Below are 17,847 nucleotides of genomic sequence, written 5' to 3'. Positions count from 1 at the left end.
GGCAGTGGCGCGCGGCGCCTGGCCACCCTGCCCCACGTCACCCACGGCTACCCCGGCCTTCCGATGCCGTTCCACGTCCCCCTGGGCGAAGGTCGAGCTCGAACCGGGCCTCGGGCAACAGTCCCGGCCCGCTGCGGCCCAGGCCGCACGGCCGGTAGGCGCAGTGGCAGGTTCAGCACGTCCGGCGACGCGCGGCTGCCGCGTACGGGACGCGACCGGGCTCAGCAGGGTTCCGCCGCCCCGCCAGAGACGCAGCTCACCGTGAACACGTTGCTGGACAGATGTATTGTTGGGCAAACAATGTTCTGGGCAACATTCTCGCTGCGTCAACGGGTGACGCCGGCAGATGTCGCGGATGTCGAAGCCGCGAGTCCCAGGCAAGCCGAGCTGCAGTGATCGGACCCGGCGTCCGACGCGCGGCGCCCTCTGCGGCGGCCACGCCGCACGCACAGGAAGACAGAAGGAAGGCAAGACATGGCGAGCAAGTACGGCGACTTCTACCCGAGCAAGTGGGGCTTCCCGAAGGCCGTGGTCGAGGGGAACGCTCCATCGCCGAACCAGTTCATGCCCGAATACCTCAACGACCCGGCCTTCTACGAGAAGGGCTGGCACGCCGAGAACGTGGGCGACGGCGGGAACTTCTACTGGGTGACCAGCCCTGCCGGCTACGATGCCGGCTTCGTGGTGACCGGCGACGGGGTGATTGTGATCGACGCCCCGCCGGGACTCGGCGAGAACCTGCAGGCGGCGGTCCGGTCAGTGACCAAGGAGCCCATCACACACCTCATCTACAGCCACTGGCACTCCGACCACATCGGCTCGGCGTCCCAGTTCGGCCCCAAGGTGAAGATCATCGCGCATGACATCACCCGCGAGTTGCTGGCCCGTTTCCCCGACAAGTACCGTCCACTGCCGACCGAGACGTTCAGCAAGGACGCGACCCTCGAGGTGGGCGGCACCAAGCTGGAGCTGTCCTACAAGGGCGCCGACCACTGCCCGGGCAACATCTACATCTACGGGCCCGCGCAGAAGGTGCTCACGAAGATCGACATTGTGAGCCCCGGATCGGTGACGTTCGCGCACGCGGACGTGTCGGAGAACATCAGCGGGTTCTACCAGGCCCACGACGACATCCTGTCGTACGACTTCAAGGCGCTGATCGGTGGACACATCTCCCGTTGGGGCACCCGCGAGGACGTGGAGGTCGTGCGTGAGTACTGGCACGACCTGCTGAACTTCTCCAAGGAGGCACTGTGGGAGATGAGCAACGCGGAGGCGCTGCAGGGGTTCGTCGTGGGCCTCGGCCGGGAGAACCAGATGGTCGGCGCCGAAAACTGGATCAACTCGATCGCTAACTACGCCACCGAGAAGACCCTCACCAAAACCACCTCCAACGGCCAGACCTGGCCTGAGCGCCTGGCCGGCGCCACGGTGTGGACCAAGTACCACGCCTGGACGGTCGCGGAGACCACCCGCACCGAGCGGACTCACCACGGCTACCAGGCCGAGGGCAACGGCGGCCCCGCGTACATCGCCTGATCCGACCAGTCCTCGCAAGGACCGTGGCCCGTCGTGCAGGGCACGACGCGGTCCTCCCCGGCGGGGGGGGGGGGGGGGGGGGCGGGCCCCCCCCGGGGGCCCCCCCCCCCCCCCGGGCCCCCCCCCCCCCACCCCCCCCCCCCCCCCCCGCCCCCCCCCCCCCCCCCCCGGGGGGGGGCCGGGGGGGGGGGGGGCCGGGGGGGCCCCCGGGGGGGGGGGGGGGGGGGGGGCCCCCCCCCCGCCGGGTTTCACCCCTCACCCCGATTGGCCGCACCATGCCATCACACCTCCCATCCCGGATCCCGAACCCGCGCGTCATCCTGGCGGTGGTCCTGCTCGCCGTCTTCTCGTTCGCGCTGCTCCAATCGCTGATCAGCCCGGTGCTGCCGGCACTGCAGGAAGAGCTGGGCACGACACCCACGTTGATCACGTGGGTCATGACCGCGTTCCTGCTCTCGGCGTCGGTCTGCACGCCGGTGGTCGGTCGGCTCGGCGACCGCTACGGCAAGGACCGTCTGCTCGTCGTCTCCCTCGCCGCCCTGGCCGTGGGCTCGGTGCTCTCAGCACTGGCGCCCGGCATCGAACTCATGCTCGCCGGGCGAGTGGTGCAGGGCGTCGGCGGCGGCGTGCTGCCGCTGGCCTTCGGCGTCATCCGCGACGAGATCCCGAAGGAGAAAGCACCGAACGCCGTCGGCATCGCGGCCGCTCTCGCGGCGGTCGGCGGCGGCGTAGGCATCGTCTTGGCCGGACCGCTGACCGACGCTTTCGGCCTGCGGGCGCTGTTCTGGATCCCGGCGGCACTGACCGTGGCCGCCGCCGTGGCGGCGCACGCCGTCGTGCCACCCTCACCGTCGCGCAACCCCAGCCCCATCAGCTGGCTAGCCACCGGGCTACTGGCCGGCTGGCTGGTCGCGCTGTTGGTCCCGCTCAGCCAGGCCACCCGCTGGGGCTGGGCCTCCCCCGCGGTGATGACGCCGCTCGCGGCGGCGGTGCTGCTTGCGATCGCCTGGTTCACTGTCGAGAACCGCTCGGATCGGCCACTGATCGACATGCGGATGATGCGCCTGCCCGCGGTGTGGACCACCAACCTCGTCTCGCTGCTGTTCGGCATCGCCCTGTTCGCTGTCATGACCTTCCTACCGGTCTTCGTGCAGACGCCGCCCGAAGCCGGGTACGGGTTCGGGGCCAGCGTCACCCAAGCCGGCCTCATGCTGCTGCCGATGACGGTGACGATGTTCTTCGCCGGGCTCGCCTCGGCGCCGCTCGCCCGCCACTTCGGCGCCCGGCAGGTGCTCGTCGCCGCGTCGGCGCTGAACGCCGCCGCGATCGCCCTGCTCGCTTTCGGGCACGACAGCCGCTGGCTGGTGCCGGTCGCTCTCACGCTGCTGGGGGGTTCGCTCGGGATCGGGTTCTCCACGATGACGAACGTCATCGTGGCCGCGGTCCGCCCCGAACAGACCGGCGTGGCCAACGGCGTCACTGCCAACGTGCGCACCATCGGCGGATCGCTCGGCGTGGCGCTGATGACGGCGATCATCGGTGCGCACACCCCCGCCGCCGGACCGCCTGCCGAAACGGGCTACACGTACGGCTTCGCGGTCCTGGGCATCGCGGGTCTGGCCGCGCTCGCAGTCGCCACGCTGCTACCCGGGCCAGGCGGCGCAGGCCCGACAGCGCGCAGCCGGCAGTACAGGTGAAGAACGGTGAGGCCGCCGGCGTATGTACGTCGAGCACGCTCGTCACGCCGAGGCATGGGTCGGTGCCCGGGGCCATGCTGACGATCGCCTCGACGGTGCGCTCGGCCGCGTCGCGGGAAGGCCGCACGCTGCTCCGGCGACCACCCGAAACAGAACACCACCGTACGAACGATCGCGAGCGCGGCGCGTACGGGCTGGAGGAATTCCTCGAGCCGCGCGTCTTCACCGAACAGTGCGGAGCCACCGATGACCAACAGCAGCCGACCGATCGTCCGGCGGGCCGACCGCGTCCACGACCGCATCGAGATGGGACCCAACGCTCAGTCCGACGAGCGAGCGCTGATCATTCCCCTCGGGGATCCGTCCTCCACCGACCCGTTCCTGGTCATGGGCGAGGAGAAGTTCAGCTCGCCCGGGTTCGACTGGCATCCCCACCGCGGCGTGGAGACCGTCACCATCGTGCTGGACGGGCTGCTCGAGCACGGCGACAACCTGGGTAACGCAGGCGTGCTCGAACCCGGCGACGTGCAATGGATGACGGCAGGGCGGGGCATCATCCACCGTGAACTCGCGGTCCGGCGCGAGTACGCACACATCATCCAGTTGTGGGTGAACCTGCCCGCCGAACGCAAGCTGGTCGCCACGCGGTACCAGGACCTGCGGGCTGGCACGCATGCCGTGCACACCGAGCCAGGCGTCACGGTCCAGGTGATCTCGGGCCAGACGAACGAGGTGACCGGTCCGGCGGTCAACCAGTGGCCAATCTTCGGCGCAATGCTCACGTTCGACCCCAGGACCGGATACCGCCAGGTGCTGCCGAGCGACGAGCGGATTTTCGCCTACGTGGTCGCTGGGCCGGTCGCGATTGGGGGGCGAGTCGTGCGTACCGGGCAGATTGCCTGGTTCGATCCAATCCCCGGGAGGAGCGTACCCAGCACATTGCCGTTCGCGACGCCAGACGGAGACGGGCAGGCCAAGGTTATGGTGTTTGCCGGCCGCCCGATCGGCGAGCCGGTGGTCGCTCGAGGGCCCTTCGTCGGAAACAGCTACGCCGAAATCGAGCGGGCATACCGCGACCTACGGGCGGGAAGGTTAGGTGGCGTCCCGCGAGGCACCCAGGTACCCGGCTGAGGGCTACGTGCCGGTTCGCCATCGCGGCGGGTCAGCAGGTCCAGGTGGGCCGTGTGGTGCGGTGGCGTCGCCGGCGGCTGCAGCTACTGTAGCGAAGTGTCGGTGCGGTCGCTCCGGGGGTTCGAGCGGATTCTGCCGGACGCATCGAACTGGGCATCGGTGATAATCGTTGATCACCCAAGGGATCCGCAGGTCGCGCTTCCGCCCACGCCGAATACCCTGTACATCTCCGTCAACGACTGGCGCAACCTCCACCGCTGGCTGAGGTCAACCTGGGGCGTGATCAGCTACGTGCGCCGCGCCGTTGAAAGCGGTGTTGAAGTCGCCCTCGGGCGCGAGCAGGACCGCTACCGCGTTCTCGCGGATGCGGACCTACGTGCCCCGGCTCCCTGACCTCGTTCCCGACCCTCCCGCCTTACCGCATCGATGGAGCCGAAGCATGGGACGCGGCCCTGTTCGAGGAGCTGATCGAACAGGTTGCCGACCCCGAGGGAGCGACGGGCTGGGACGCCCAGCAGTATCTGTGGATCGTCGAAGAACTCGACCGCGTTTCCCCGATCGCCCGGGTCCGGCTCGGCGCGAAGATGCGGGAGACCTTCCTGGAGATGAAATCCGCCCGTTCACGGCGGAGCTTCCTGGCGCAGGACCCGGGAAACCCGAGAACGCGCATCGCTTTCCTCTATGAATACGACGCGTCCGGTGATCCATCTGGCGACTGGTTCATGGCCCGGGTAGCCGCGTACGGCATCCTGCGAAATCAGCATGCGATCAGGGCAGGGGCGGGCCCGTCGTCGGTCACCTTGGTGATCGGCGTGCTTCACCATCCGGACCGAGGTCGCCGCCACGTGTTCTTCTACGCGACGCAGACCGATGTCTCTCTGCCGGATGAGCTTCGTGATCAGCTGGAGGCGGAGTTTGGAGTGTTCGACGGCACGAGGGTACGCAACGTTTCCTAGGGTTCGCTTCTGGTTCCGGCACGCGCCAGGATGGCGCTGAGGCAGCGAGACGGAGCCAAGCAGGTGGGCGGCGGCCGTCTGCTCGCACCTGGAGTTGGTCTGCGGCGGCGCCCGGTTTACCCTGCCGCCGATGCCAATCGAGGGTTCCCCCTCGTTGCCGGAGGCGCGCGCCCGGCACCATCGACCCCGCCGTGTGTCCGCGAATTCAGCGGCCTGCTGATCTAGCTGCCGCCCAGATAGACGTTGCCATCAACCCACTTCCTCTGGGTATCGAGCATACCGTTGAGGACGCCGTCGACGATGAGATGCCAGCCGTCGCGGTCGGCGATCCACCATCGGTTGTCGTATCGGACGTGATCGGTGATCAGTCGCGACAGTGGCGTTGCCAGGCCTTGGCCGTGCAGTTCGCGCATGTTCGCGTGGCTGATGAAGCCGTCGGTGGTGTCGTTGATGGTGCTGTCAGGGGTGTTCATCGCAGCGGGTCCCCTTCTCACAGCTCGAATGTTGGCTGCTGGCCGCGCTGGACCGCACTTGGCGGGTTGAGGGTCGGGTCGTGCTGTGGCGCGGGCTGGGACTGAGGGGTGGGGCTGACGTCGGGGGCCTCGCGTCCGAGCGCAGCGGCGGCGCTGAGCTGGAGCTGATTACGGACGTCTTCGACGACGAGTTCGTGGCCGATGGTGATGGCGGTGCCGTTGATGACGGTCATGGTGGCGAGTCGGGCGACGTCGGCGGCGTTGGGTTCGGGGCTGTGCGCGTCGGCGCGGTAGGTGTTGCCCCAGTTGTCGGTTCCGTAGAGGTCGGCGGAGGCGCGGAGCCGCTCGAATTCCCAGAGCAGGATGATTTCGTCGATGGGTTCGCCTTCGGCGGCGAGGGTGACGAGGGTGACGAGGGTCATGAACACCTCGCGACGCTGGTCGCTGGTGAAGGTCTCCGGTGGAACGATCTGGGAAACCGTGCGGGCCTGCTCGGGGTGAGCGAGGGGGTCTGCCAGGAGTTGGTCTTCGCGGGCGGCGCGTTCGCTGGTGGTGACCGCAGCATCGAGTTCGTCCGGTGTGCGCCAGACTCGCAGGGCCTGTTGTTCGTCGATGGTGGTGAACGCCTGGTATGCCTGGGCTTGGTGGGTGAGTGCTTGGGCCATGCCGGTCATCTCGGTGCGGGTTTGTTCGGTGGGTTGTCCGGTGATGGCGGAGACGGCGATGCGTTCGCCGTGCTCGGCGATTGTGCGTCGGAACCCGGAGACCTGGACCATGCGCGCGTACGAGGCGATATGCGTGGTGGAGGGGCATGCGCCGCGTAGTTCTTGCAGCCAGTCGGCGTCGACGCCGGGCTGGTCAACGCGGTTGGCAACGTGCCAGGTGAGTTCGTCGCCGTGATGGTAGTCGCGCAGGTCCAGGACCGCGGTGTAGATCTGGCGCAGCACGCGGTGGCCGAACGACTCCGGGCGCAGGTAATCGAACTCGGCGGGTAGCGGTTGGTCGGCGAGCATCGCGCCGACCAGGCTTGTTCGGCCCGCACCGTCAGGTAGCTCATGATCGTGTCCTCTTCCCTTCGTCCTACGGCGCGTCGTGGTAGCGATGGCTGTCGTCGACCAGGGCGTCAGCGATGGCCATGCGTTCGGCGCTGGCGTCGAGTTCGGTGCTGAACAGCGGGTCGGTGAACTGTTGCCAGCCGTCTCCGTCGGGGCGGGGCATCCACCAGACGCCCTCGTAGTGTTGGAAGTCGCTGATCTTCGCTCCGACTGGTCGGGCCTTGCCGGCGTCATTCGCGGCGTACATCTCGGGGTTGGACAGGGTGCGCGGGTTGCCGGCGATGGGGTCGGTGGCTGTCATCAGGCCGGGTGGTACGCCGAGAAGCGGGTCACCGGATAACCACTTGGTGCGCAGGGTCTCGTCTGCGGCGGCGAGGTGGCCGGGGCTTTTGTGTCCGGCGCGGCATCCCTTGGCGTAGAAGGTGGCGGCGGCCTGCACGACCTGGCGCATCTCGTTGTGCCAGTAACGGGCGGCCTGCCCGGAGGGTGCGTCGGCGGCGTAGATCTGCTCACGCCAGACCTTCAGCGCGAACAGTTCCTCGATCAGGCCGGGGTGCAGGTGCCAGCACGAGGGGACGCGGGTCTCGGTGGCCAGTTCGTAGCGGTCGTGCAGCCAGACGACCCATTCGACGAGTTCGACCCAGGCAGCTTTGCGCTGGGTGGGGGTCTGGGTATGCCATTCACGCAACAGGGTGCCTGCGCCGACCGGGTGGCCGTCGACGGGAACCATCTGGCTGCGGGCGGCTACGGCATCGGCGCGTCCGCCGGGGCGTAGCCGGGAGATGGGCAGGTCGGGGTTCATGGGGTGCCTCCGGTGCGCAGCGCGCGTGCGGCGGCGCGGGCTGCGGCGAACTGTTTGCGGTGCGGGCCTTGGTAGTGGCGGGTCATCCGGGTTTTGATCGCCGGGGTGCTGGCTTCGATGATCAGTGCCTCGCGGTGGCGTTTGGACAGGGTGCGGATCTGGTCAGGGGTGATGGTGTCGCGGTCTTGGAGGCTGGGCGAGGACGTGATGCCGCCTGCTGGTTTCGCAGTACTGCCAGGTCAGCGATGGCCTGGCCGCCGTCGGCGAGCATCACGGCGAGATCGACCGCGAGCCGGCCCGGGTCGTACCCGCCCTGACGCTGCCCTGCCAACGCCTGACTGAATGCGCTGGTCAAACCGGTCGCGTCGGCGAGGTCGGCGAGTAGCCGGGCACCGGCGTGACCGACCACGCCCCGCCCGTCCCCGGTCACCATGATCTTCGGACGTGTTCGGGTAGTCTTCACCCAGCAAGTGCCTTCCGTGACGGGTAACAGGACTCTCGACAAGCCCTATTTTCCCTGGTCAGAAGGCACTTCTGCGTTTCCGGCCCACTCCTTGGACAGCCATTAACGAAGGGCCGAGGCTGGTGATGGCGGACGCTGGTCTGCGAAGATCAAGCCCTCGCAGCGTTGAGCATGGCGATAACCTGCGCAAAATCCGCCAGCCGCTCGGCATCGGACCGGTAGCGAGCTGATCTGCTTTCGGCAAGTTCCAGAATTTCCGCTGTCGGCGTTGCCCCCCGGTCCAATAGCAGACGAACGACGGCCGGCCAACCGCCTGCTACAGCGGACCGCAACGGAGTGCTTCGTGAGCCTTCGATGCCTTCGCTACTGGCTCCGTGCTCCAGCAGCATCGCCGCGATGGCCACAAGACCTTGACTAGCCGCCAGCACTAACGGCGTGGTCCGCTCGTGCGATACACGACCATCAGGGTCGGCACCGGCTTCAAGCAGCAGGCGAAGAATATCCTTCATGCCCCGGGGAGCGGCGAAACGAACGGGCGTGTCTTCGCCGTATTCACCGATCGGTTGATCAGGGTCCGCGCCCGAGGCTAGCAGAAGCCGGACCACATCCGCCTGTTCTGCCCAGATGGCTCGGTCGAGAGCCGTGCGGGGCCGATCGATCGTGTTTCTGGCATCAACAGGGACACCCTCCCGCAGGAGACGCGCCACTTGCTCCACATCTCCGGCTTCCGCAGCTAGCCCCAACTGTTGTATCGCCTCCATAAACCAATATTATGCCAGATCCCCTGCGCAACGTCACGCCCGAAGTGCCTTTCCTGTCGAAGAGTGGTGCGTATATCTGCATCGTTCTGTCGAGGAGACTGCGCCCCAGAATCGCATCGGGCGTGTCGGTGCGGACCGGCTTATTGCCGGCCCCACCGACACGCCCAACATTGGCGCGACGACCTTTAAGCGTTGGCGGGGTACATGGTAATGACGTCGGCCAGTCCGGTGTCTTCATCGCCGAACTTTGCGACCACCAGGGTTATCGTATTCGAGGGCCCCCCTCCGGCTTGAGCCGACTTGGTGCCAACGCCCGAGTAGGCGAACGTCTTTTCATAGTAGTTGTTAGCGTTCAAGGCCCAGGGGCGCGAGTCCTGAAGACCCGTGTCAAGGATTTTGGCGAGGTCTCTGTTCGTTACCGTCGGCAGGAAGAGGCCCTTGCTATTGTCGACGTGGGACCCACCCGGGAAGTGGTAGTCGCGAATATCATTGATGGCCTTTAGGTCCAGCTGAACGTTGCCGGATGGGGGGTAGTTGTAGCATGCCGCGAGGGCTGCGCCAGGCGTGTGGGCAGCGGTGTCCGTGGCGGCTGCTGGAGCTGCCGCGCAGGGCTGCGAGGTCGGGGCGAAGAGCGGGGCGACGCCGGCCACCGCTGTGGCTGCACACCTCAGCACCGTACCGGCGGCAACTCAGGAGCCGCTGCCGGAGCTGAACGTATTGCCAGGCGTGGCCGTGAGGACGGCTTGGTAGCCAACCTGCCACACGCCGGCGCAGTTCGTGGCGATCGTGGTGCCCTGGAAGCAGGTGTAGCCGGTGGGGATCGCTGTGACCAGTGGGCATCCCGCGCAGGAGCCGGTCGCGATCGGGTGGGAGATGCCCTGAGGGTCTACCGCGAACACGTTGTACGTAATGCTCAACATCGGGACAGTGCAGGATGCGCTCCCACCGCCGGTCCACACGATGCCCGTCAGCATGGCGGGCGATCCGGTGTCCCATTGGAACGAGCCGCTGGAGCTCGGGCTATTGACTTGACAGGTGAACGGCGCCGCGACCGCAGCTGCCAATCCCGTCTCGGTGCTCCCCGAAGCTGCCCCTGATCCGATCTCGTCGGGCGCCTTGCCAATGACACCTAGGCCGCCCGTTGTGGACGCGATCTCCCCAACGGGCGATCGCGGAACCGCATGGGCCGAATTGCTGAGCCCCAACAGCATCATTGCAGCCGTTACTACGGCCACGCCTAATCTGCCGATACGCGTCACGACTTCTCACTTCCCCTTTGTGGCCTGTCCCATTTTCTGGTCTGCGGAGGATTCCACCGACAGCTCAAGATCGTAGACAGGCCCATTTCGATGAGTCAAGGATCTGTGACTCTCCGTAGTGCGATTAGGTGCACATGAACTAGTCCCTCTTGTTGGACGTAGCGGTAATTGCCGCAGGCCACGCATGCCTAACGAACCTCGTGGCCGGTCTTCTCGGGATGGGAGGCGACGAAATAACGCATGGCTGCGCCGTCATTGAGATGCTTCTATAACTGTCAAGTGGTGCTGGTAGCTGGTTGGGCGCTGTTGAGGGTTCGGAAGAGTTGCCTGCTGATGTAGCGCTTGAGGTTGCGCATGACCTCGCGTTTGGTGCGGCCTTCGGCGGTGCGGCGGGCGACGTAGTCGCGGGTGCGGGAGTCGTGACCCATACGGACAGTGCGACGGTGTAAAGGGCTCGGTTGAGGCGTCGGTCGCCGCCACGGTTGAGTCGGTGTCGCGTGGTGTTGCCGGACGACGCCGGTAGCGGTGATGCACCGGCAAGGGCGGCGAACGCGGCCTCCGAGCGGATCTCGGCTCGATCACCAGGGCCACGGTGGTTGTCGAGACCAGGGTCACCAGCCGGGCGGGGAACAAGGACCACCCCTCGCTTTCGCCCGACGGGTGACAAGGCAGGGCTCAGCGGACGGCACTCGGCCCGGGTATAAGTTCAGGTCGGTTCAAGATCGTGGGAGGAGGCTCCGGATTGCTGCTGTGAGCAGGCCGGGCGCCCCCAGGACTCGACCCAGCCCCACCGTGGCGCGGCTACCGCACGTCGTTTCGGGATGGTTCCGATTGATCACGCACGATGTTGGCGCGGATTCGGGCAAGGCGTTCGAGGATCTGTTCCGTGGGCGCACCGCTCGTGACCTCAGCACTCACGTCGTCGACGAGTGCGAGGGTCTGGCGCCGGGTGCGCTCCAGAAGGTCGAGCGCCTGCTTGTTGTAGACCTCTAGCAGTTCGCGTTGCCGGTCGGCGACCAGTGCCCGCACGTAGGCCGCCATCGCCTGGCCGCCCGGGGCCTCCATGGTCTCCAGCGCCGCGCCGTAGAAGAGCCGGGCATCGGAGCCTTCCAGCGCGGCGTCACCGACCAGCCAGTTGCGCCATTCCTCGGGATCGCGGACCTCAACGCCAGCGGTCACCGTGACGGTCTCGTTCCGCTGGGCGTCCAGTCGCTTTCGCCGCGATGCAACTCATGCCGCTGTCGATGGTGCCCGACGTCATCGCCGCGTCCGGCCCCGGCGGCAGCGCACGGGCAGGCAGTTACATCGGCGTGTGGACCGCCGCCGAGGCCACCGGCGGGGCGGTGGGGCCATATATCTACTCGGCCTGCCTCGCCATGAGCGGGTTCGTGGCCAGCGCCGCAGGCGACCAGGTGACCCAGTCACCCGAGGCGCTGGCCGCGGTCCGCTACGGCTTCGCCCTGGTGCCTGCCGTGCTCATGACGGCCGCCTTTGCGCTGCAAAGGCTGTACGTCCTGGACCGGAGTGCCCAATCCGAGATCCCCCGTACCGTCGTCGAGGACCATGCGCGAGAAACCGATGGCGGGGTCGTGCGGGTCGACCAGACGACGACCCGCAGAGTTTCAGTCGCTTCAAGTCGGCTCGGGCAGCCTGAACCCCGCAGGACGAACAGCTGAGGCCGTGGATGGTCGGGTGCGACGAGGAAGCTGATGTCGTCGTCATCGGATCGGGCATGGTGGACTCGCGCGGCTGCCCGTGCGATCGCGCATCCGACCGGGGCATGCGGCGTCCAGTCGTCGTCAAGTGGCTGTTCAATACCTCCTCCTAGCCTTGGTGTGATCCGACTTCCAAGCCGAGGAGAACCTGCGGTGCATACCAGCGTCAATCGGCAGACTGTCGACCTATCGTCGTATCCGGACCTGGTGGTCGTATATCTGGGCATGCGCGTCAATCGGCTCTACGGCATGCGGACGCTGATGGGTTACGGCCCGCAGATCGGCCGATCCGCAGCCGACAAGCCCGACGGCCTGCTCCAGCACGAACCTCTGCTGTGGTCACTCTTCCCCATGCACGTCGGCATCCGCCAGTACTGGCAAGATCTGCCCTCACTTCTGTCGTGGGCACGCTCCGAACCGCACCGGATTTGGTGGCGCAACTTCCTGCGCGACAGCGGCGGAACCGGTTTCTGGCACGAGACCTACCTGCTCCGGGGCGGGATGGAGGCGGTCTACGACGACATTCCGAAACAGCAGGGATTCGCCGCCTTCGCCCCCGTGCATCCGGCACGCGGGCCCCTGTTCGGTTCGGCCGCGCGGGTCGGACGTCCCGAGGACAACATGGCACCTGTCGTCAGCGAAGACGAGCTTTACACCCACGAGTCCGCCCCCTAACTCTCACCGTGCGGGTGACGTCAGCGGCGACGCAGCGACAGCTGCCCGCATCCCGTTTCCAGAATCACCCGGCGAGGGCGCCTGCGGCACCTACCGGGGCACAGGTCCTGACGGACAGCTACGAAACGAACACTTGGGGATTGCTGCCCGCCGAGGAGTGAGCTGAGCGATGGCGGCTGACCTCCAGACCTGCCACCGAAGACCTGCTGATCGCCCCTTAGGAAGCACAAGCCATGTCAATTCGCGCGTTCCGGAGCCCGCGCATCTGGGCCCTACCGGTCATCATGATCGCCCTGTTGAGCCTGGCGCTACCCGCCTGTTACCTCAGTGGCATCACCGATCCCCAGGCAAATCTGCACCAACTGCCCGTCGCGCTGGTACTCGAGCCACAGCAACCCGCGGCTAGCTCCAGCGCCGATCTCGACGGTGCCGCTGAGTCGGTGGCCGCCGCGGTGCGGACCGGTACGGACCCGGAGAAGATCCAGATCGTCGCCATGTCGACTGCGGAGATGACCGACGCATTCCGGGACGACGACATCTACGGTGCCGTGGTGGTCCCCTCGGACTTCGATCGAGGGCTGAGAAACCTCGTCTCCCCGCCGCCCGGCACCACGCCATCGCGGCCAGTCGTGACGATCGTGAACAACGCCGGCGACGGCAACCTGGCCGCGGGCCTGGTGAACAGCAACGTCACCCCGGTGTTGGCAGCCATCCAACGGACCATGGGGGAACGGCTGCCTCCGTCCGCCGATCCCTACCGCGGGCTTGCGATGCAGGAGCCTTTCCTGGTCCGGACCGCCTCGGATCGCGTTCTGCCGCCGAAATCGGGCGCCGGCCTCACACCGTTCTATCTGGCGCTCGTCACCATCCTCATCGGCTTCATCGGTGCGTCCGCCATCCACCCGTCGATCGATGCCGCGATCGGCTTCACGCCCAGCGAGGTCGGGCCAATGACGAGCCGCCGCCCGTACCGCCGGGCCACGCGAACAACCACGCTGCTCGCGAAGCTCACGGTGCTGCTGGCCGTGGCCCCGATCGCCGCCGCGCTGCTGCAACTGATTGCCACCTCGGTGATCGGCGTGTCGATGGGCCAGCCGCTCGTCATGTGGCTACTTCTCACCGCGGCCATCGCGGCTGTGGGCGTCGGAGCGCTGTCAGTGTTCGCGATCTTCGGTGGCCCAGGCGCGCTGATCAACACGTTCTTCTTCGTCGCGCTCTCCCTCGCCTCCGGTCCGGCGGTCCCGGCCGAGGCGCTGCCCGGTTGGCTCCGCACGCTGACTTCGGTCACCGCGATGCAACCGATCCTTGACGGCGTACGGGCCGTGTTGTTCTTCGACGGCCGGAGCGAGGCCGGTCTCACCCATGCCTGGACCCGGATCGGCGTCGGTGCGGCGGTGGGCCTGGCCCTGGGACTGGTGACGACCTGGCTCTACGACCGCAACCCCGGCTTCTCCCGCCACCCCGACGCCGAGCGGCCGGTCGTAGCCGAGCCAACCCCGGCCCGAGCCTGACTCAAAGACCCGTCCCAATGAGTGGCGCGTCGAGAAATGCCCAAGTCTGGGGACCCGTGCAAACGTGGAACCGCCGCTAGGGGTGGGCGCCGTTGAGCGACGTTCGACGCCGTTGGGTGCAGTTCAAGGCCGTTCAGGGCACCCGGCTGCTCCCAACCTGCTCCCCAAACGGGCTCGTACCGGTTGTAGAAGTTCGCCAGGCTTCAGCAGGGCCGGTTAGCGGGGCGAAGTCGTTGTGAACGACCTTTCCCTCGTTCCACAGCATCCCGACGCCGAGCCACCGCGACCGTGCAGGCGATGTGGCCCTGTACGGCGTCGAAGCAGCCCGCTATGTCGGATGAGAAGGCTCACAGAGTGCGGGTCAGCCGGTCTCGTAGGATCCGGTACACCGCAGCGGTCTGATCGACTAGGTAGAAGTGTCCGCCCGGAAGGACTTCAAGGGTGAATGGGTCTCTGGAGTGCTGCCGCCATGCCGCGACGTCGAAGGACCTGGCGTACGGGTCCTGGTCGCCGGTCAGCGCGGTGATCGAGCACGGCTGCGGGTGCCCGTCGGCCACCCACTCGTAGGCGCTGACAGCCTGGTAGTCGGCGCGCAGCGCGGGCAGGATCAACTCGCGCATGTCGGCATCGTCGAGCAGGTCATCCGCCGTGCCTCCCAACGCTCGCACATGAGACAGCAAGCCCTCGTCGTCATCCAGGCGGGGGTCGTCACGGAGCAGGTGCGGCGCTCGGCGGCCCGAGACGACGAGGTGCAGTGCGGCGCCGGGTTGAGCGCGGTGCAGGCGGCGGGCCACCTCATAGGCGACGACCGCTCCCATACTGTGGCCGAACAGGGTAAGCGGAGTTTCCGGCCAGCCGATCATCGCGGCGTGCACCGCGTCAGCCAGCGCACCGACGTCGGTCAGGCAGGGCTCGGCCAGGCGTTCGTGCCGACCGGGGTATTGCACGGCCAGCACGTCGGCGACGCAGGCGAGGGCCTGGGCGGTGGGGACGAAGAAGCTCGCCGCGCCGCCCGCGTGCGGGAAGCAGACCAGGCGGTGGGCCGGGGCCACTGTCGGTTGGAAGCGGCGAAACCAGGGGCCGAGGGCCATCACGCGGCGATTCCATTCGGTTCGTCGGCCGGAACCGGCCAGGGGTGGGGCTTGGGCAGGGAAACCGTGAGCAGAGTGACGCCGACGCCACACAAGAGCAGGCCCGAGCCGGTGGGAAAGACCGACCGGAGGGGACCGGCCAGGTGGGTGACAAGCGGTGTGCCGACGTACGCCATCAGCAACCCCGCCAGTGGCAGACCGGCCATCGTCGCGGCCTGAACGACCATTCGCCGCAACGCGAACACGCGGCCCTGCGCGCCGGGTTCCGTGGCCTCCTGCCAGACGCTCTGACTGCTGGAGACGACCACGGGTACCCCGGCCGAGAAGACGAACGCGGCGGCGGCGAGCACCGCGGTACCGGGCACCAACCCGGCCACCAAAGCGGCGACGGCGCTGACCACCGTAGCCGTGCGGACCCAGACCAGGGGCACCCGAGGCTGGGGCAGGATGGCCATCGCCAGGCTGGCCGCGGCCAGCCCGAGCCCGGCCGCCGTGCTGACCGCTGCGACGGCCAGGCTCTGCCGCTCGATCGGGATTCCCGCCACGATCAGCGGCAGCAGGATCACCGGCGCGGCCGATTGGCACGCGAAGAGGACCGCTGTCAGTCGCAGCAAGTAGGTGAGGCGGCGGTCGCCGCCGATCAGTCGGCGGCCCACCCGGAGTTCGGCCCGCCAGCCCGGCCGTGCCCTGGGACCTCTGGTGACGGTGCTCGGGATGCGGGTGACGGCGAGGGTCAGCAGTCCGACCAGCGCCGTGGTGGTGTCGGCGACAAGGACCGCGGCCAGGCCGCCGATGTGCATCAGTGCTGTGGACAGTGTCGGGCTGAGTAGCTGGGCGACCGACAGCCCGGTTTGGGTCATGGCGGCCGCTCGGCTGCGCTGGTCGGGCGCTACGAGGTCGGTGACGGCGGCGGAGAGCGCCGGCCATTGGAAGGTGGCACAGGCCGACTGGACGGAGACGACGGCGTAGATCTGCCACACTGCGAGGTGGCCGGTGGCCTGTGCGGCCAGCAGGGCCACCCCGGCGGCGAGGGCGGCCGTGTCGGCGCCGGCCAGGATTGTCCGCCGGCTGTGGCGGTCGATGAGGACGCCAGCGACCGGGGACAGCAGCAGGCCCGGCACGAAGCTCACGAAGAGGCTCAGCGAGAACTGGGTGATCGAGCCGGTCTGCTGATAGACCCACAGGCTGAGGGCGAACGCGCTCGCCTTGGCTCCGACGACGCCGATCACCCGTCCCAGCCAGATGACCTGGAAGGTTTTCACAGTAGACCGGCAAGGACGGCACCGATCTCGCCGAGCGGACCGCGCGTGCACATGCCCGCATGGTCGGAGGCGACCGGGTACGCCTGAACGCCGCCGGTCGCGTGCGCCTGCCACCTCTTCTCCGCCTGATCAGGGGTGAAGCGTCCCTGCAGGGCGGTGAAGTGGACGATGTCACCGTCGAAGAGCCCCGGCACGATGCTGTGCTGCACCCGCAGATTGCTGCGGGTGTTGCGCAGGAAGGCACGAACGTGCTGCTCGCCGACCGGCCAGGGCAGCTCGGCGTCGCGCAGCGCGCGCACCGCCCCCGGCACCGTCAGTGTGCCCTCGCTCGGGCTCGTCCCCGCCGCTCGCAGCAGCGCCGCCAGCAGATCCTGCTCCGACGGGTCGGCTGTCTCGCGGCCCTCCTCACCGGGGTAGGAGTCGAGAAGCACGAGCAGGGCGACCCTTTCGCCCTGGCGTTGCAGCTCGACCGCGAGCGCGTGGGCGATGTTGCCCCCGGCCGACCAGCCGAGCAGATGATAGGGGCCGGTGGGCTGCACCGATCGCAGGTGCTCGAGATACCAGACGACCGCCTTATCCATGCTGCCGCCGGGATGCTCGCCGTTGAGTATCGGGGCCTGCAACCCATAGATCGGCCGGTCGTCAAGGTGCTCGGCCAGGCCGGCGTAGCTCCAGCTCAGACCACTCGCCGGTGGCAGGCAGAACAACGGCGCGAGGGTGCCCTCGCTTCGCAGCGGGAGGACCGGCCGGAACGGGTCGGGCCGGCGGTGCGCGCCCAGCCTGGGGGCGAGCAGCGCGGCCGTCGGGTAGCGGAACAGGTCAGCCAGGGACGGCTCGACCCCGAGGTTGGCCCGGACTCGCTGGACGACCCGGGTGGCGAGCAGGGAGTGGCCGCCGAGGTCGAAGAAGTTGTCGTCGACGCCGACCTCGTCGAGCCCGAGCACCGCGGCGAACGTTTCGCAGAGCACTTCCTCCTCTCGGGTGGAGGCCGCGCGGCGGTCCATGGCCACCGAGAAGTCGGGGGCCGGCAGCGCCCGGCGGTCGAGTTTGCCGTTCGCCGTCAGCGGCAACGCGTCCAGCACGACCACGGCCGCAGGCACCATGTATTCCGGCAGCGTCGATCCCACGTGCGCCCGCAACGCCGCCGGGTCCGCCGCTCCGACCACGTAGGCGACGAGCCGTGAGTCACGGACCACGACGACGGCCTGCCGCACCTCGCCGAAGTCGCGCAGCGTGGTCTCGATCTCCCCCAGTTCGATCCGGAAGCCGCGGAACTTCACCTGGTCGTCGGTGCGGCCCAGGAAGTCCAGTACACCGTTCGGCCGCCACGTCGCGAGGTCGCCGGTGCGATAGAGGCGGCCGCCCCGGCTGTACGGGTCGGCGACGAACCGCTCGGCGGTCAGCCCCGGCCGACCCCAGTAGCCCCGTGCCAACTGGATTCCGGCGAGATACAACTC

17 protein-coding genes and 3 pseudogenes are annotated in these 17,847 nt (G+C 67.9%); 8 read left to right on the top strand and 12 right to left on the bottom strand.

The features are described from left to right. The first annotated feature begins 474 nt into the window (after positions 1–474). From ACIBF8_RS28890 to ACIBF8_RS28870, 5 genes are all read left to right on the top strand, one after another. Positions 475–1,539 (top strand): MBL fold metallo-hydrolase, encoded by a 1,065-nt coding sequence (locus ACIBF8_RS28890; RefSeq protein ID WP_396787077.1) that lies wholly within the window; start codon positions 475–477, stop codon positions 1,537–1,539. 275 nt (positions 1,540–1,814) lie between these two features. Next, positions 1,815–3,236 carry an MFS transporter gene (locus ACIBF8_RS28885; protein WP_396787076.1) on the top strand — a complete coding sequence of 474 codons (1,422 nt, stop codon included), beginning with the start codon at positions 1,815–1,817 and terminating at the stop codon, positions 3,234–3,236. Between the two features lie 246 nt (positions 3,237–3,482). Then, positions 3,483–4,367 (top strand): pirin family protein, encoded by an 885-nt coding sequence (locus ACIBF8_RS28880; protein WP_396787075.1) that lies wholly within the window; start codon positions 3,483–3,485, stop codon positions 4,365–4,367. Between the two features lie 96 nt (positions 4,368–4,463). Beyond that, positions 4,464–4,760 carry a hypothetical protein gene (locus tag ACIBF8_RS28875; protein ID WP_396787074.1) on the top strand — a complete coding sequence of 99 codons (297 nt, stop codon included), beginning with the start codon at positions 4,464–4,466 and terminating at the stop codon, positions 4,758–4,760. 191 nt (positions 4,761–4,951) lie between these two features. Then, the gene (locus tag ACIBF8_RS28870) at positions 4,952–5,323 is read left to right on the top strand and encodes a hypothetical protein (protein WP_396787073.1); all 372 of its coding nucleotides are present in this window, start codon (positions 4,952–4,954) and stop codon (positions 5,321–5,323) included. A 221-nt stretch (positions 5,324–5,544) separates the two neighbouring features. Here the strand turns inward: ACIBF8_RS28870 and ACIBF8_RS28865 are convergent, their stop codons facing one another. The 9 genes and pseudogenes from ACIBF8_RS28865 to ACIBF8_RS28825 all read right to left on the bottom strand — a co-directional run bounded on the left by ACIBF8_RS28865 (position 5,545) and on the right by ACIBF8_RS28825 (position 11,315). Then, a complete protein-coding gene (locus ACIBF8_RS28865) occupies positions 5,545–5,796 on the bottom strand; it encodes a hypothetical protein (RefSeq protein ID WP_396787072.1) in 252 nt (83 codons plus the stop codon). Between the two features lie 17 nt (positions 5,797–5,813). Further along, positions 5,814–6,809 carry a DnaB-like helicase N-terminal domain-containing protein gene (locus tag ACIBF8_RS28860; protein ID WP_396787071.1) on the bottom strand — a complete coding sequence of 332 codons (996 nt, stop codon included), beginning with the start codon at positions 6,807–6,809 and terminating at the stop codon, positions 5,814–5,816. 67 nt (positions 6,810–6,876) lie between these two features. Beyond that, positions 6,877–7,653 carry a hypothetical protein gene (locus ACIBF8_RS28855; protein WP_396787070.1) on the bottom strand — a complete coding sequence of 259 codons (777 nt, stop codon included), beginning with the start codon at positions 7,651–7,653 and terminating at the stop codon, positions 6,877–6,879. A gap of 178 nt (positions 7,654–7,831) precedes the next feature. After that, positions 7,832–8,086 (bottom strand): annotated as a pseudogene (locus tag ACIBF8_RS28850) (IS1380 family transposase); the annotation flags it as partial. A 179-nt stretch (positions 8,087–8,265) separates the two neighbouring features. After that, entirely contained in the window at positions 8,266–8,877 is a 612-nt protein-coding gene (locus ACIBF8_RS28845) for an ankyrin repeat domain-containing protein (RefSeq protein WP_396787069.1), read from the bottom strand. Positions 8,878–9,062: 185 nt separating this feature from the next. After that, positions 9,063–9,527 (bottom strand): hypothetical protein, encoded by a 465-nt coding sequence (locus ACIBF8_RS28840; RefSeq protein ID WP_396787068.1) that lies wholly within the window; start codon positions 9,525–9,527, stop codon positions 9,063–9,065. 39 nt (positions 9,528–9,566) lie between these two features. After that, positions 9,567–10,136 (bottom strand): hypothetical protein, encoded by a 570-nt coding sequence (locus ACIBF8_RS28835; protein WP_396787067.1) that lies wholly within the window; start codon positions 10,134–10,136, stop codon positions 9,567–9,569. Between the two features lie 275 nt (positions 10,137–10,411). Continuing rightward, positions 10,412–10,704: pseudogene (locus tag ACIBF8_RS28830) on the bottom strand (transposase); the annotation flags it as partial. A gap of 233 nt (positions 10,705–10,937) precedes the next feature. Then, positions 10,938–11,315, bottom strand: coding sequence for a hypothetical protein (locus tag ACIBF8_RS28825; protein WP_396787066.1), 378 nt, complete (start codon positions 11,313–11,315; stop codon positions 10,938–10,940). 41 nt (positions 11,316–11,356) lie between these two features. Between ACIBF8_RS28825 and ACIBF8_RS28820 the strand changes: the two are divergent. The 3 genes and pseudogenes from ACIBF8_RS28820 to ACIBF8_RS28810 form a co-directional block, all read left to right on the top strand. Continuing rightward, positions 11,357–11,812: pseudogene (locus ACIBF8_RS28820) on the top strand (MFS transporter); the annotation flags it as partial. Positions 11,813–12,004: 192 nt separating this feature from the next. Further along, entirely contained in the window at positions 12,005–12,526 is a 522-nt protein-coding gene (locus ACIBF8_RS28815; protein WP_396787065.1) for a monooxygenase family protein, read from the top strand. Positions 12,527–12,759: 233 nt separating this feature from the next. Then, positions 12,760–14,037 (top strand): ABC transporter permease, encoded by a 1,278-nt coding sequence (locus tag ACIBF8_RS28810; protein WP_396787064.1) that lies wholly within the window; start codon positions 12,760–12,762, stop codon positions 14,035–14,037. 347 nt (positions 14,038–14,384) lie between these two features. Here ACIBF8_RS28810 and ACIBF8_RS28805 read toward each other — a convergent pair whose 3' ends face one another. The 3 genes from ACIBF8_RS28805 to ACIBF8_RS28795 form a co-directional block, all read right to left on the bottom strand. Continuing rightward, the gene (locus ACIBF8_RS28805) at positions 14,385–15,128 is read right to left on the bottom strand and encodes a thioesterase II family protein (RefSeq protein ID WP_396787134.1); all 744 of its coding nucleotides are present in this window, start codon (positions 15,126–15,128) and stop codon (positions 14,385–14,387) included. Continuing rightward, positions 15,128–16,390 carry an MFS transporter gene (locus tag ACIBF8_RS28800; RefSeq protein WP_396787063.1) on the bottom strand — a complete coding sequence of 421 codons (1,263 nt, stop codon included), beginning with the start codon at positions 16,388–16,390 and terminating at the stop codon, positions 15,128–15,130. The genes ACIBF8_RS28805 and ACIBF8_RS28800 overlap by 1 nt, the downstream gene beginning before the upstream one ends. After that, positions 16,387–17,847, bottom strand: a 1,461-nt coding sequence (locus ACIBF8_RS28795; protein ID WP_396787062.1) for a thioesterase domain-containing protein, incomplete at its 5' end; no start/stop codon positions are given. The genes ACIBF8_RS28795 and ACIBF8_RS28800, both read right to left, overlap by 4 nt.

Origin of the sequence: Micromonospora sp. NPDC050276 (genome assembly GCF_044459545.1) — a bacterium.
Classification (GTDB): domain Bacteria; phylum Actinomycetota; class Actinomycetes; order Mycobacteriales; family Micromonosporaceae; genus Micromonospora.
This window is presented reverse-complemented; position numbering and strand designations above follow the sequence as displayed.

What these genes read in the sequence shown, in the direction of transcription:
- ACIBF8_RS28885 (WP_396787076.1), top strand. Translation starts at nt 1,815, where the DNA reads ATGCCATCACACCTCCCATCCCGGATCCCGAACCCGCGCGTCATCCTG.
- ACIBF8_RS28860 (WP_396787071.1), bottom strand. Translation starts at nt 6,809, where the DNA reads ATGCTCGCCGACCAACCGCTACCCGCCGAGTTCGATTACCTGCGCCCG.
- ACIBF8_RS28845 (WP_396787069.1), bottom strand. Translation starts at nt 8,877, where the DNA reads ATGGAGGCGATACAACAGTTGGGGCTAGCTGCGGAAGCCGGAGATGTG.
- ACIBF8_RS28880 (WP_396787075.1), top strand. Translation starts at nt 3,483, where the DNA reads ATGACCAACAGCAGCCGACCGATCGTCCGGCGGGCCGACCGCGTCCAC.
- ACIBF8_RS28810 (WP_396787064.1), top strand. Translation starts at nt 12,760, where the DNA reads ATGTCAATTCGCGCGTTCCGGAGCCCGCGCATCTGGGCCCTACCGGTC.
- ACIBF8_RS28890 (WP_396787077.1), top strand. Translation starts at nt 475, where the DNA reads ATGGCGAGCAAGTACGGCGACTTCTACCCGAGCAAGTGGGGCTTCCCG.
- ACIBF8_RS28855 (WP_396787070.1), bottom strand. Translation starts at nt 7,653, where the DNA reads ATGAACCCCGACCTGCCCATCTCCCGGCTACGCCCCGGCGGACGCGCC.
- ACIBF8_RS28865 (WP_396787072.1), bottom strand. Translation starts at nt 5,796, where the DNA reads ATGAACACCCCTGACAGCACCATCAACGACACCACCGACGGCTTCATC.
- ACIBF8_RS28805 (WP_396787134.1), bottom strand. Translation starts at nt 15,128, where the DNA reads ATGGCCCTCGGCCCCTGGTTTCGCCGCTTCCAACCGACAGTGGCCCCG.
- ACIBF8_RS28870 (WP_396787073.1), top strand. Translation starts at nt 4,952, where the DNA reads ATGCGGGAGACCTTCCTGGAGATGAAATCCGCCCGTTCACGGCGGAGC.